Raw genomic sequence first — 15,620 nt, 5'->3', positions numbered from 1 at the left:
AATAGTCACAATGAAAGCATTAGTAATAGGCGGAGATGGTTATTGCGGTTGGGCAACGGCCCTTCATCTCTCTAATAAAGGTTATGATGTTGCTATTTTAGACAATTTAGCCCGTCGTCACTGGGATGATAAATTAGGTGTAAATACTTTAACTCCCATTGCCTCTATTCAAAAAAGAATTAATCGTTGGTATGAATTAACTGGTAAAAAAATTGAGCTTTTTGTCGGTGATATTACTAACTATGATTTCTTAATTAAGGCTTTCCGCAAATTTGAGCCTGAGTCTATCGTACATTTCGGGGAGCAACGTAGCGCCCCCTATTCAATGATTGACAGAGAACACGCTGTATTTACCCAAGTTAATAATGTGGTAGGTACTTTAAACATTCTCTATGCCATGAAAGAGGAGTTTCCCGACTCTCACCTCGTTAAGTTAGGTACGATGGGGGAATATGGTACTCCTAATATTGATATTGAAGAAGGTTATATCGAAATTGAACATAACGGACGTAAGGATATTTTACCTTATCCTAAACAGCCCGGTAGTTTCTATCATTTAAGTAAAGTACACGACAGTCACAATATCCATTTTGCTTGTAAAATTTGGGGTATTCGTGCCACTGATTTAAACCAAGGGGTAGTTTACGGGGTTTTAACCGAAGAAACGGGCATGGATGAGTTATTAATTAACCGTCTTGATTATGATGGTGTTTTTGGTACTGCCTTAAACCGTTTTTGTATCCAAGCGGCTATCGGACATCCTCTTACTGTTTATGGTAAAGGTGGACAAACTCGTGCTTTCTTGGATATTCGTGATACTGTCAGATGTATGGAACTTGCGATCGCAAATCCTGCGGAGGCTGGACAATTTAGAGTGTTTAACCAATTTACCGAGTTATTCAGTATCAAAGATTTAGCCACCATGGTGCAAAAAGCAGGGGCAACTTTAGGCTTAAAGGTTGAAATTAACAATTTAGAAAATCCCAGAGTAGAATTAGAGGATCACTATTTCAATGCTAAAAACACTAAACTCTTAGATTTAGGTTTACAACCTCATTATCTCTCTGATTCTCTTCTTGACTCCTTACTTAACTTTGCTAATAAATATAAAGGTAGAGTAGATATGGAGCAAATATTACCCAAAGTTTCTTGGCGTAGATAAAAATAATGGTAAGGTGGGCATTCCCCACCACCTTTGATTTATAAGGCAACTCTGATAGGCAACAGGCAATAAATAGTGAATAGTGAATAGTGAATAATTAATAACTTCTAACTCTGAACACCTCATTACTCATTCATTACTTGTTTCTCCCTCTCCCCTCATCCCCCTATCCCCTAAACACCCTGATACCTGAAACCTCCTCTCATTTGATATTCTTAAGGTGAACCAAGGTTAAATTGTCAGGGCTATTTTTCCAGTGGTTGAACCAGACTCAATCATTTGATGGGCTACTGACGCTGATTCCAACGGAAAAGTATGTTCTAAATGTATGGTTAATTTCCCCTCATCAAACCACACTGCACATTGTTCTAAAATTTTTCTTTGATGTTTCAACCCTTCTTGTAAATTCATCAAAGCTGGAGTTAGCATCAACTCCAAACTGATTCTTAAGTTACGATTACGGGCTGTTTTTAAACTTGAGCTATGGCAATCTGGTTCAAGTATTGTGACTATATCTCCATATACCTTCACTGCTTGACAAGTATCAAAAAAAGTTTTCCCCCCCACCGTATCAAAAGCCGCATCTACTCCCTTTCCTTTTGTCCAATCCATGATTGCATTGATAAAATCTTTTTGTTTATAAAGAATAGGATAGTCTGCCCCCAATTTTCTCACTAATCTTTCTTTATCAGGATTACTCACCGTTGTGGCTACTTCTGCTCCTCTCAATTTTGCCAACTGAATCGCTACATGACCTACTCCCCCTGCTCCACCATGAATTAAAATTTTATCATCAGCACCTAAAGAGATGCGATCGCACATAGCCTCCCAAGCCGTGATTAAAACTAAAGGAGCACAAGCCGCTTCCGCAAAAGAAAGAGATTGAGGTTTTTTTGCAACATAATCTTCCTCAACTACCGTATATTGGGCATAATTTCCCGTTTCAGGCTTCCCTAAACCACCAGCACAAAAATACACTTCATCACCCTTCCTAAACCTTGTCACCCCATCGCCCACTTCTACAACTATTCCTGCACCATCACAACCTAAAACAGGAGAAGAAAATTCAGGATAAAAACTACCACGCTTTCTAATTTTTGTATCAATAGGATTAACCCCCGCCGCCTTCAACTCAACTATAACTTCCGTAGGACTTTTGATTTGTGGAGTGGGAATATCCCTTAATTGCAGAACATCCACCCCCCCAGCTTCAGTCATTAAAATTGCTTTCATAAACTAAATTATTACTCAAAGACTATTCTGAATTTATTATAAATAACCTGAGTTCGAGATAAATTTCCATCTATGAGTGATGATGAAAAGGGCAAAGATGAATAGTGAATAATAAATAACTTCTAACTCATTCTCATTTCCCCCTTTCCCCCCATCTCCTAACACCTGCAACCTGAAACCTAATACCTAACCTTATCCGATATTCTTAAACACAACTGAGGTTAAATAGGTTCTCCTCTCCAGTGGGAAAGGGTAAAAAATTTTGATCTCTACCTTGAAACAGCCCTGCCCCTTAAAAGGAGGAAATGGAAAAATAAAACCTGATACCTACCAAGAATAATTTTGTCTATTTGACTCAAACTACATCAACTTAAAACTGCATCTGATAACGTACTTTAAACTCCCCATAAATATAATCATAAGAAACAGAAACACTAGATTTCTCCTGCACCTCATAAACGCCCTCCACTAGAGGAAAAATACGCAAATCCTTCATGCCCAAAGGTTTTCCCCAAGTGCTAACCCTTTCATTTACCCCAAAACTTAAATTATTAGCAATGGGTACTAAGAAAAATTGTACTAAACCATTTTCAAACAATTGTTCTCCACTCAAATTTTGTAACTGATCTGCAATATTAATCAATTGACCTCCCACAATCAAATTAATCAATTCCCCCTCACTACGATTGGGGGTACTACTGAGAGAAACAATCGGAGAATTAAATAAATTAAAATTAGCCCCTTGCTGATTTAAAACAGCTAAATTGACGCAAGTTTCTACTTCTTTTAAACGTTCAGAGGAAATTTTATCCCCGATGATAGTTTCAGAAGTAGGCAAGTAGCAAAATTGATTAACTTGACTCGACAATACTGGTAACAGTTGACCCAACTCACCATCAATATTTAAAACAACTTGAATATTATCTCCTCTCCCTCCCCTAACGATGGGCTCTGCAATTTCATTGCTACCTGTAACAGGTAATTGGCGAGAATAATCTACTATATCGGCTTGTACTTCTATATCGATACTGGGGTTAAGAATACTATCATTAGGATTAAATACTATTCTATTCTCATTAGTGCGAGATAAAAAGAAAGTAGTATCACCAAAACCAATCCCTGACACTGCATTAGGTAAAGGATTTGCACCCCCTATGTAAATAGTCCCTCTACGGACGTTTATAGCTCCATTTGCCCTTAGTTTTTCAAAATCAAGAGGATTCCCATTAACATCCACATCACCTTCAAAAAGGAAGCGATAGAACCCCCATTGAGCTAATTGTGAGTTAACCAATTTTAGTTGAAAATTATCTAAATTTGGTTGAATAATACCGCTACCTCTATTACTTGAAGGATTATTATTGAGCCAATTACTAGCAATTAAACCTGAGTTTTTATTATTATTAAAGGATGATAATCTTTCTTGAGAAGGAATAGTAAAACTACCATTATTCAAAGCTAAGTAACCAGCAATTTGAGGATAAAAAGCAGTGCCATTTATTTCAATATTTGCATCAATATTTCCTGAATATAAACCTTCTAAATTAAGAGATTGCTGAGGGATATTTACTGTTAAATTATCACCTTGAATGTTATTTGAATTAAAAACAGGTAGATTTCCGCTAATATTAACCTCAGTTTGATTAACTTTTGCTAGTAAATTATCAGCATTAATAACTCTATTTTCTTGTAAATTAATATTTCCCGTCAGAAAAATTGATTCATCAATTAAACTTGTTTTAATTTGAGTATTTTCAAAATTAAGATTTCCTTTAATTGCAATATTTTCAAAATTGAAATTATTTACTAATTGATTCAAAGAAGCGGTAGTTATTTCTAAATTTCCTTGAAAATCTCCATCAACCAAATCTATTTTTCCTTGAGTCAAACCCTTTACCAAACCTCTGGATTCTGGACGTAAATTTAAACTAATTAAAGCAGGTTTATCTAATTCCATCAAAGGATAATAAGGTAAAATGGCCTTAAACTGTAAATACTCTGGTTGACTACTTTCCACATTTAAAGTATAGTTTTGATATTGAAAATCAGCAAGAATTTGGTTTGCTAAAATCGAACCTTCAACGGCGGCATTATTAAGAGCGAAATTACCGATAATAGAAGGATTTAAAAGATTCCCAGCGATTTTTCCATTAACATTAATTAAACCATCCACATCCAAAGGAGAAGGGATAATATCCGTGATAAAATCTACAGGCAAATTAGCAATTTTAAATTCTCCCTCTTGACTATCTAAAGATAAATTTCCTGCAAAAGAAACTTCACTTCCCCCTATATTTAAGAGAAAGGGTTTCAAGGTCAAATTGTTGTTAACAAAATTAGCATTAATAGCAAGTTTAGGAATAGCCATCGCTTGGGTTTGTTTCATTACCAAGCCTAAAGAATCAAGAATCACAGGATAGTTTTGTTGCGGTAGCCATTGCCATTGATTGCCTTCAAAATCCAATTGAATTTCGGGATTAGTTAACTTTCCTGCGATAAGAATTTCCCCTTTATATTTCCCTCGAATATCTAAATCATTGGGAATGCTTCCTGATTCAACTTTTCTCGCTAGGGTTTGGATTTGTTTATCAACTTGAGTGAGTAAATTAACTTGAGTTTTAATACTATCATCACTATTACCTAAAGATTGAGAAGGAATATTATCCGCCGAGGAGAAGGTATCTTGATTTTGTAATTGTTGCCATAAAGCGGAGACACTAGCAATATCGGTTATTCTCAGAGTGGAAAAAATATCTTCCATCTCTCCTCGTAAGTTAACGTTGCCTTCTATTTCCTGAGTGACTAGATTCAGTTTGCCACTCAAATCATATTGCGTATTAGCAAATAATAACCTTCCTTGATTCAATTGGGCGATATTATTTTGATAGTTAAAATCGGCTTTAATTTCTTTTCCTTCCACCACCCCAATGGCAGGATTATTAATGGTAATATCCCCCTCGGCGGTGAAATCATTTAAGTTGAGGGTTAATTGGGTGTTGAAGTCTCCTTTTAATTTGCCTTTGATGCCATAATTAGCCACTGGTTGTAAAGCCAAATTTTCTAAGGATAAGTTTTTTACCGTTGCGATGAATTGATTATTTTCTGCTAAATTGCCTTCTAGGAAAAATCTATCTTTTTGATTAATAGTGATAGAAGAAGGAGTAAAGGGAATAGTTATTTGATTGGGTAAAGTTAAATCCTTTCTAATTAAATTGGTAGCGATAATGTCTTCCTTACCTTTAAGATTAACAGCTATTTTCTCAAGGGGATTAACATTAACTTTTCCTGCAAGGGAAGATTCAAAAGCTATCTGATTAAAAGCAAAGTTATTGAGACTTAAATCTCCTGTTAAGTTAAAACCAAGGGGATTAGTTAAGACATTGTTAGCTGTAATAATGCCATTAAATTTAGCGATACCATTTAAGTTTACTTCGGACGGAATATATTTAATACCTTGACTATTATTATCCAGAGAGGTAAGAAGACTGTTAAGGGGAAGAGTTGCTAAATCCGCTTCTGTTGTTAACTGCAGTTGAAGGTTATTTATATCAGGTTGAGTAAAAGGATTGATTAAAAGAAAATTTCCTGCAAGGGTAACAAGATTATCTCCGATATTAATGTTGGTTGGTTGAATAGTAATAGGTAAAGATAGATTATTAAAAGATAAATCTGTTAAATTGCCACCTAAGTTAATGCTAGTGTTAAGACTACCAAGAGAGGCAAGGTTAAAACTATCATTATTATCAAGGAAGGGTAAGGAAAGTTGAGAAGCAATTTTTTCGATGTTAATATTTTGGGTATCTATATTGCTTTGCCATTGATTCCCTCTCAAGTTACCTGATATTTTTACTTCTCCTCCTGCTATATTTAATCTTCCATTACCTTTAATCTTTAAACTGCGAAGAGAGGCTAAGGATATATTTTGATTGTTGAGATAGTTTTTCCCGAAGGTGATTAATTCTGATACACCGGCTTTGAGTTGAAAGTTTCCTCTGATATTTTCTGCTTGAATATTATTCAGATTGGTATTCTTCAGATTGGGTAAGAGTTGAGATAAGACTATATTTTCTGTTTCCCCTGATAAAGATAAAATTCCGTCTTTGACTATGGCTTCTGTTGATAGTAAACCCCCGGCAAATTCTCCCTTAACATCAGCATTGACGGTTAAACTATCTAAGGTTGTGATAGTGTCTGAGTTAAAAGATTGTTGAGTTAATTGGAATAATTCCGCAGTGGCTAAGTTGATTCTGATTTGACTGGATGTAATTTGAGCAGGAAGGTTATTAATGATATTATTTAAAGGAAGCTGACTAACATCGAGATTAATCTTTGTTTGATTTTCATTGACAACAGAATTAGCCAATACAACTCCATCATCAATTATTAACTGAGTATCAGCATTTATGTTTAAACCAGAAGCAAGGTTATTAAAGTTATTTTGATTAGTCGTTAGTAACTCATCAATATTAGTAGATAACTGAAAATTTCCCCTGACTAATTTGACATTATTAGAGAGAGAAGGAAGCAAGGGATTAAAAGCCACATCATTGCCATTACCAGTTATTTGTAAATCACCATTACTTAATCGAGTATCTAAATTGAGATTACCCTGATTATTTACCACTAACTGAATATTTCCTCTACCATTAATATTATTGGGATTTAGATTAGAGAAGTTGCCCTGCAAATTCACATCTAAATTAACAACATCGAGAGGAAGATTCGTATTTATGGGAGAATTAACGCAAGCTGTAAGATTTTGACATAATTGATTAACAAAAGGAGTGAGATAAAAATTATTCCCCGTGACGTTTACTAACCAATTATCTTTTCTCCAATTACCATTACCATTAATATTTAATTGACTATTATCTGTTATCAAAGCAGTGTTAATTATTTCTACTTGATTGGCATTAACTAACAACTCTCCCTTGACACTAACATTCTCTAAACTATCTCCTTCTATATTGGGAAGAAAAAAAGCTAGTTTCCCTAACGGATTATCTAAATTTCCTGTGAGATTTCCCCTCGCCGATAAATTACCTAAATTAATACCCAATGGGGAGGTATTATATTTTTCAAGAATGGCAGTGGGTAATAAATTAGCAGTGAATTGAAAATTTAAAGGAATTTTGCCGAGAGAAAAAGCCTTTCCCTCAAAAATAGTTGGGCGTAAGTTAATATTTAATGAACCTTGAGAAACTATCTCTCCTCCTGCTTGGGGTTGAATTTTCACTGCATTAACGTTAAGGGTATCTAAATTAGCTGTAAATTCAGTATCAATAGTATCTATGACAACTTTATCCACTAAACCATTTTTTATATTCAAATAACCTTTAACTTGAGGATTGTCAATATCTCCTGTTACTGTGACATTGGTTGCCGTTAAACCATCTAAGACAAGATTTGATTTGATATTTAGGAGAGGAAATAATTTACTTAACTGTAAAGGATTAATACTAGCAGAAAGATTATAACCATTATTTAAATTAACTTCTCCTTGGGCAACGGCTTTAATTTCTTCCCAGTTAAGTCTTGCTTTATCAATAATTAATGTTTGAGAGTCAGTAATGGTTAATTGAGTGTTGGCAGTAAATTCTTTCGCCATCAGAGGTAAATTAACAAACGTCTCCTCCTTACTAATTAGAGAGGGAATAACTTTTCCTCTCACATCTTCTATTTTTACATTGCCTTGAATATCAGAAGCCAAATATTCGGGTAAAGAAGCCGTTTGAGTTTTGAGATTTGCATTGACTCTTCCTTCCTGAAGATTGAGGGGGAGTTGAGGAATTAAACCAGTTACTTCGGGTAGGTAAAGATTGCGAATATTTAACTTATTTTCACTCTGGGTGTTGCTTAATAGAGTCTTACCCTTAATGGTAATTAATCCGCTACTGTTATTAAGAAGAGTCTCTATATTATAGGTAAGGGGTTGAGTTTCTTGATCATAAATTAACTGTAATTTTCCTCTGCTGTCTAACTCCACTGGTTGAGTTTGGGCATTGGGAGTAACTTTTATAACTGTATCTTGTAAACGAAGATTAACTTCGGCGGTAATGGGTAAAGTAGGTAAAAGAAAAGAATTAGGTAAGGGTTTTTCTTCTTCTGAAGGGGGAATTAAAGTATCTAGTTGGGCATAACCTTCCACGTCATCAGCAATAATATGTATGGGCAAACGCTGACGGAAAATTAATGACCATAAATCTAAATCTATTTTAGCGGCAGAAATATTAATAAAACTAGGATCATTAATAGTGGGGGCAATTTTTATATCATTAACAACTAATTGATGGAAAAAAGAAAAGTTATTTATCTCCCCAATATTAACATCTCTAGCTAGTTGTTTTTCTAACTCTGTTTCTAATCTGTCAGGAATAAATTGAGTTAATACCCATTTGCCCCCGAAATAACCTATTACTCCCATGGTGCCAAGAGTCGCTAAAGCAATCATTTGAGTACGGGGTTGTTTAATAACAGAAAAGACTTTCTGAGTAATGGTAGTTGACTCCTGATTTGAGTCTGATTCTGGGGGGCGTTGACTTGTCATTTCCTCACTCTAAGTATGCTCGTTTTTTTTCGCTATAGTCTCGCTACCTTGAGGATAGAAGATTTAATTTTGACTGTCAATTTTTCTGTTTTTTTTCTTGACAATTTTCTTTATTGATGAGAAACTCTAATTATCAAGATCACAATGGGCTATCCTTGAAAATTTTATCAGATAGTACAAATATTCATTGATCAACGAAGTAATGTTCATTAATCAATGAGAAAAAATTATTTGAGAATGAAAAAAAAGTTTTTTAGAGAAATTTAACTGCTTTTAATCCGTAGTAGAGAGTTAAGGCAATAACGGAAAAAGCGATGATAAATCCTGCGTAAGCAACAATTCCAGACATTTATAAAACTCCTATTTGTTATAAGACAATTTGATATTCTATCATAACTAGCAACGGTTAAGGTTCGTTTTTGTTATTGGTTGGGAATATAGTCGCTATATTTATCTTGATCGAAATAGTATAAAGTTCTAATAGGATAGGGAATAGTAATAGAAGCCTTATCAAAGGCTTTTTTAATGGCAATAATAGCTTTTGTTTGAATATACCTAACTGTTTTCTGTTGGGGTAAAGTCCAATAACGCACAACAAAATCAATGGAACTATCACCAAAGTTTACTAAATCAATTTCTGGTGTAGGTTCTTTTAAAACTCCATCAAGACTGGTTATCACATCAAATAGTAAGTTTTGAGCTTGAGCTAAGGAAGTATTATAGTCCACACCCACTCCTAAATCTGTTCTTCTTTTATCGTAACCAGTTCTAACCTGAACGGAATTTGTAAATATAGTGGCATTGGGAATCAATATTTTTTCCCCTTGATAAGTACGGATAGTGGTGGTGCGAATGTCTATATGTTCCACAAAACCTTGATAGTCTTGTACGACAACCTCATCTCCTATCCTAAATGGCTCTTGTAGTAATAATAATATACCTGCTAAAAAGTTTTTGAAAATGTCCTGAAATGCAAAACCAATAGCAACCGAGCCTAATCCTAACGCACCAATTACATTACCTAAACTTAGCCCGGGAAATGACATAATTGCGGCAAGAAAAACACCGACTACCCATGTAGTTATATAAATTGATTTAATAAATAAAATTTGTAAGGATCTACTTTTAATGGTTTTTATTGCTATTTTATTAGCAAAATTTTCTGTCCAATGGGCAATATAGCGGGTAAGAAAAATAACGATTAAGCCACCTATTAACCCCGGTATAATTTTAATAGTATCTGCAATTAAATCGTTGATAGCATCAATAACGGTATTAAGAAATTTATTAATCATGATGATGAATATTTTATTTGCTTTCGTTATATTTTAACGATTATATAATGGTATAATAAGCTGTCATTTTATAAATCATAATACTCATTGATAAATTTAATAGTAAATAGTAGTATTATTCTGAGGAATGACTATTTCATTATTTCCGGGATAAAATCCATTCATATTAGGTGGTTGTTCTAGTTTTTGAGTAAATTCTAATGATTCTACAATTTCTTTTTCTTGGTTAATATTATTAGCTCGATCGCACTTTTCTTCTTCTTTTTTATAGATAATATTTCCAGTAATTAAATTATAATTAAGAGTCTCATAGTAATCACAGAAAGCTCCAAACTCAACTGTTGCTTCAATTAATTTCCAATCGTTTTCAAGATATTTATATTGATGTATATATTGCCATTTATAACGACTGCCTCCAAAATGATAAATTTTTATTGCTCCATTTTCTATATTTATTTCTTGGAAAGGATCTCCCCAAACACCACCGTGTTTACTAGGAAGAACCGCCCCTGTATTCTTCTCCCATAAAGTCCAACTATCTTCCGTCTTTTTAAAAATATGAATTTCCCTTTGAGTCCCAAATTCAGTTTCCTTATTGGTATCATAAACAACAACTTTTTCAGGGATTGAGTCATTATCTAAATCCCCTAATGCTTCTCCAATTTTATTAAAATTATCTGTATCCTGAGCTATAAAATTATTTGAATATAAGGAGAAAGAATAAGCTACATAAATATTATTAATTGTTAAGTTAAATATATTAAATAAAAATATATAAAAGTAAAAAGTAATTTGTTTTTTCATGATTTAATTTATGTTAAATTCAAACTATATTTATAGTAAATATCTAACTAAAATATGGTGATAATTAGTTTTTACATTGCTTGATTGTAAAAGAATTTTTTATTTATATTTTTTCTTTCATTCAATGCTACAATACTTATCTCCATTTTTGTAACAGTCACTACCGAAATAGACTATTCCCAACAATTATAGTTTCTATTTATATTGAGATCACAGTTAAATATAATTCTTCAATGAATGAAACAATATTAGAAATTGATAATTTAAGCGTAAGTTTTGATGGTTTTAAGGCGTTAAATAATCTTAACTTTAAAATGGAGAAGGGAGAATTAAGAGTAATTATAGGACCCAATGGAGCTGGAAAAACCACCTTTCTGGATGTTATTACTGGAAAAACTCAACCAACAGAAGGAAATGTTTATTTCAAGGGAAAAAATCTCAAAAAAATGAGCGAACATCAAATAGCTAGATTCGGTGTTGGTAGGAAATTTCAAACACCTAGAGTCTATCTTAATTTGACGGTAAAAGAAAATTTGGATTTAGTTATTAACAGAAATAAAAATGTCTTTTCCACTCTTTTTCAAAAAGCTAATCAACAAGATAGACATAGTCTCGCTAGTCTATTAGAAACCATCGGTTTGACGGCAAAAGCAAATTTACAAGCCGCTTTACTTTCTCATGGAGAAAAACAACGCCTAGAAATAGGTATGTTAGTCGCTCAATCCCCTGATTTATTATTAGTAGATGAGCCTGTAGCTGGTTTAACTGATGAAGAAACGGAAAATGTGGGTAATTTACTCCTTGCTTTAGCTCAAAGCCATTCTATTATCGTCATAGAACATGACATGGAGTTTGTCCGACAAATTGCCAGACGTGTAACTGTATTGCACCAAGGTACAGTTCTTTGTGAGGGCAACATGAATGAAATTCAAAATAATCCTCGTGTAATTGAAGTTTATTTAGGTGAGGAAACATCCCTTGATAACAATCAAATTTTATGGGCAAGAATTGCGGCAACTATAGGTTGGTCAGATTTTAATTTAACCCCAAAAGAGCAGGATTTAATTATTAATAATTTAAGTCAAAAATTTGCTTCATCTCCCGAAGAGGAAGATATTTTTAGAGAAGAATTAAGAAACTTTTTAGCAGAAAACATCCCCCTTGCTGATTTAATCCCTTTACTAGAAACAGATGAAGAAAAAGAACAGGTTTTAGAATTAAGCTATCAAATTTTACAGGATCATGAGATGAATGAGTTAGAAAATTTAGCTTATCAAGAATTACTAGATTTATTGCAATTACCTTCGGAGAGAGTAGCCACAATTATAAATAATCTAAAAACTAATTCATAAAGAGTAAGGAGCAAAAATAATTAATTTATAATCAATTGAATCATAATCTAAAATAAAAACTATGTTAAATTTATCTAATTTGAATGTTTATTACGGTGAAAGTCATATTTTAAGGAATGTTGATTTAACTATTAATAGCGGAGAAATGGTTTGTCTAATTGGGAGAAATGGGGTAGGGAAAACAACACTATTAAAAACTATTATGGGATTATTACAATCTCGTACTGGAAATTTAATTTTTAAAGAGCAACCTTTACAGAAATTAACTACAGATAAAAGAGCAAAATTAGGGATTGGATATGTGCCTCAAGGGCGAGAAATTATCCCTCGTTTAACGGTGAAAGAAAATTTACTTTTAGGTTTAGAAGCCTTACCCAATAATACCAAAGTTAGAAAAGTTATTCCTGCTGAAATATTTGATTTATTTCCTGTTTTAAAAACAATGCTCAATCGTATGGGAGGAGACTTAAGTGGGGGACAACAACAGCAACTTGCGATCGCACGTGCTTTAATGGGAAGACCCCAATTATTGTTATTAGATGAGCCGACAGAAGGTATTCAACCATCTATTATCTTAGAAATAGAAACAGCAGTGAAAAAAATCATTAAAGAAACTGGTATTTCTGTACTTTTAGTTGAGCAACATTTACATTTTGTTCGTCAAGCAGACCGTTATTATGCTATGCAGAAAGGAGGAATAGTTGCATCAGGTAAAACAAGAGAATTAAGCCAAAGAGTAATCCAAGAATTTTTAGCAGTATAGTTTAACCTCAGTTGGGTTGAAAAATATTAAATGAGGGCAGGTATCAGGTTTAGGGGAGTAATGAGAAGATAGGAGCTTGGGGTGTTAGGGAGAAACCAATTCTTAATTCTTAATGAATAATTCTATTTTCTATCTGCATGGATATAGTCAACAAAATAAAATTGAGGCTCAAACCAAAATTTTAACCAACTGAAAAAACCTACAGAAATTAAACCGGTAATAATTAAATAAATTCCCCAACTAATCCTATAAGTATCAGGTAAAATAGCGGTAATAGATAGTGATAAAATAAAGTAAATAATCGATACTATTTGTAAAATATAGTTAGTTTTTAAAGCATTACGACAACTTTTACAATACTTAGTATGCTGAGAATAGCGATCGAGAATTTGTTGACGATTATCACTTATTTTTAAATTTTCAAAATTAGAAAATCCTACTTTTTCCCAAGGTAATTTTCCCTCACAATAAATATCAAACCAGCGACGAAATTCAATAACTAAACGATCTGCTTTTGTGGGCATTTTATAGGAATTTTTCCAATTTTCTCCTGCTAATTTTTGTTGTAAAAAACGCTCCTGTTGGTGCAATAAAATCATATCGCCATCTAGTACAGCATTTCTAGTTTTTATATGCTCCCACCATCGAGGGGTAATTTTATGAAGACTATAGGCGAAATTACGGGCAAATTGAGCAACAATTCTGCACTTTCCCGGTTCTATGGGAATACAATAGGTTATCAGTCCTAGTTGTTGTCCTTTATCGCCAAAACCAATGGCATACTCTAAACGGGAAGGAGGTTCAAAAGTAATCGTAGTCGTAAATAGACGGCTTACTTTAGCTTCTATTAAATTTACTGAAGATTTGACAATTTCGATCGCAATCGGTTGAGCCTGTTTTCGATTACCTTGTAGTCCGTGATGTGCAAAAGGTACATGACTAGGGTCTGCGACATTTTCAATGAAAGTTTGCCAATCATATTCTAAATCTCTTACCATAGAAGACCACACAAAACCTCGCTCTTTATCTATCTGCGGTGAGAGAGGTAGAGGTTTTTTTTCTGCTAAATCGGGGGTATTGGCATCAGCCCAAACCCAAAGTAAATCATTTTCCTCACGGGTAGGGAAAACTTTAACAGCAAAATTATGTTGATTTTTGACAACTAATTCCTGATTTTCGGCTTGAGGGATACAAGTGCAAATTCCTTTTTCATTAAATTGCCAACCATGATAACTACACATTAAATTTCCTGTTTCCTCATCAATACGTCCTTCACTTAAAGGGGCTAAACGATGGGGGCATAAATCTAAAAATACCTGAAATTTTTTTTGTTTTTCTCCTTTCCAAATAACTAGGCGTTGTCCTAATAAAGTGAAAGATTGAGGTTTATTTATTTCTAAGTCTTCTAACGGAAAAATAGGATACCAATTTTGAAAAAAATTAAATTCTGATGACATTTCTCATATGGGGTTAAAACTTGATTTAATTTATTGTATGTTACTTTATTTTTGATTATGTTAGAAAAGGGAAGATTTTTCTCGATTAAATAACTGTTATCCTGTTAAAAAATTAGAAAAACTGTGCAAAAAATAAAAGATTTAGATTTAGTTGCTTTGTTAAAAGATATTGCCACAACCCATTATGAAACAAGAGAAATAATTAAACGGCGTTGCTTAATCATGGTATAAAATGTACTGAAATTATGCCAAAAATTGAGACATCAAAATATTTATTTTTACTATTGTCTATTACCCATTCCCTACCTAAATGAGGAATTATATCGAAAATCAGCAACGCCAATCAAAGGAATATGTATTGACAAAAAATTAGATGGAGAGACTGCCCCATCTTTAAATTTACGAAAATTTTTGATTTGAGATTATGCAGAAGGTTTTTCCCGATAAGGAGCGCATTCAAAAGGTTGTACGCCAATTTCTGGAGGGGATTCTTCTGGAGGACTAAAAATTCTGGCAAATCCTTCCGTTAAATATTTAGTCATATTTTCTAACATTTTCATGATGTTCATAACCTTATACCTCCCATGCTTCTGAATATTTTATGAGAACGGTTGTGAACTCAAATTTATAGATAACGTTTGAATATTTCTTTATTTATTGTTCTGGGTTTTTAGTTATCTTTTTATCTAAGTCCCTCTACCTTTTATTATTCTATGAAATTAGTATTTTGACATTGATTCTTTATAAAAATTAGTATTTTTTTGCAATACTTTACAGAATAGTTGCGATCGAGCTTATGGATTTTCTTTAAAAGATAATTGATAATTATTGGTAATTTATTTTTAGGTCTAACTATTCTATTTTTTATGGATTTACAATAAATCAGCATTGTCAATAAGCTATAAATATCGCCACAAAATAATTCACAAATAACTATTTTTGATAAAGTATATTATTTTCAAAAGAGTTCAAAAAATATTTAATTTGTAGATGAATAATTAATTCTA

10 protein-coding genes are annotated in these 15,620 nt (G+C 33.1%); 3 read left to right on the top strand and 7 right to left on the bottom strand.

All coding sequences use genetic code 11. The features are described from left to right. Positions 1–10 precede the first annotated feature (10 nt). Positions 11–1,162: an NAD-dependent epimerase/dehydratase family protein gene (locus tag CYAN10605_RS16220; protein WP_015221030.1), complete on the top strand. Its 1,152-nt coding sequence runs from the start codon at positions 11–13 to the stop codon at positions 1,160–1,162. Between the two features lie 231 nt (positions 1,163–1,393). Here the strand turns inward: CYAN10605_RS16220 and CYAN10605_RS16215 are convergent, their stop codons facing one another. From CYAN10605_RS16215 to CYAN10605_RS16200, 5 genes are all read right to left on the bottom strand, one after another. Then, a complete protein-coding gene (locus CYAN10605_RS16215; protein ID WP_015221029.1) occupies positions 1,394–2,395 on the bottom strand; it encodes a zinc-dependent alcohol dehydrogenase family protein in 1,002 nt (333 codons plus the stop codon). Positions 2,396–2,765: 370 nt separating this feature from the next. Beyond that, on the bottom strand, positions 2,766–8,942 hold the full coding sequence (locus CYAN10605_RS16210; protein ID WP_015221028.1) for a translocation/assembly module TamB domain-containing protein: 6,177 nt from the start codon (positions 8,940–8,942) through the stop codon (positions 2,766–2,768). Positions 8,943–9,195: 253 nt separating this feature from the next. After that, entirely contained in the window at positions 9,196–9,291 is a 96-nt protein-coding gene (petL, locus tag CYAN10605_RS18275) for a cytochrome b6-f complex subunit PetL (RefSeq protein WP_071880501.1), read from the bottom strand. A 73-nt stretch (positions 9,292–9,364) separates the two neighbouring features. After that, on the bottom strand, positions 9,365–10,237 hold the full coding sequence (locus CYAN10605_RS16205) for a mechanosensitive ion channel family protein (RefSeq protein ID WP_015221027.1): 873 nt from the start codon (positions 10,235–10,237) through the stop codon (positions 9,365–9,367). Positions 10,238–10,333: 96 nt separating this feature from the next. Further along, complete coding sequence (locus CYAN10605_RS16200; protein ID WP_015221026.1) at positions 10,334–11,041, bottom strand: hypothetical protein; 708 nt, start codon at positions 11,039–11,041, stop codon at positions 10,334–10,336. Positions 11,042–11,274: 233 nt separating this feature from the next. On the opposite strand from CYAN10605_RS16200, the gene urtD reads away from it, so the two are divergent. Together urtD and urtE are read left to right on the top strand one after the other, a co-directional pair. Further along, complete coding sequence (gene urtD, locus CYAN10605_RS16195; protein ID WP_015221025.1) at positions 11,275–12,393, top strand: urea ABC transporter ATP-binding protein UrtD; 1,119 nt, start codon at positions 11,275–11,277, stop codon at positions 12,391–12,393. A gap of 61 nt (positions 12,394–12,454) precedes the next feature. Further along, on the top strand, positions 12,455–13,156 hold the full coding sequence (urtE, locus tag CYAN10605_RS16190) for an urea ABC transporter ATP-binding subunit UrtE (RefSeq protein WP_015221024.1): 702 nt from the start codon (positions 12,455–12,457) through the stop codon (positions 13,154–13,156). 122 nt (positions 13,157–13,278) lie between these two features. Here urtE and CYAN10605_RS16185 read toward each other — a convergent pair whose 3' ends face one another. After that, entirely contained in the window at positions 13,279–14,613 is a 1,335-nt protein-coding gene (locus CYAN10605_RS16185; protein ID WP_015221023.1) for an aromatic ring-hydroxylating dioxygenase subunit alpha, read from the bottom strand. 422 nt (positions 14,614–15,035) lie between these two features. After that, a complete protein-coding gene (locus tag CYAN10605_RS18950) occupies positions 15,036–15,182 on the bottom strand; it encodes a hypothetical protein (RefSeq protein WP_015221022.1) in 147 nt (48 codons plus the stop codon). Between the last annotated feature and the right edge of the window lie 438 nt (positions 15,183–15,620).

The sequence above is a fragment of the Cyanobacterium aponinum PCC 10605 genome (assembly GCF_000317675.1).
GTDB lineage: Bacteria > Cyanobacteriota > Cyanobacteriia > Cyanobacteriales > Cyanobacteriaceae > PCC-10605.
This window is presented reverse-complemented; position numbering and strand designations above follow the sequence as displayed.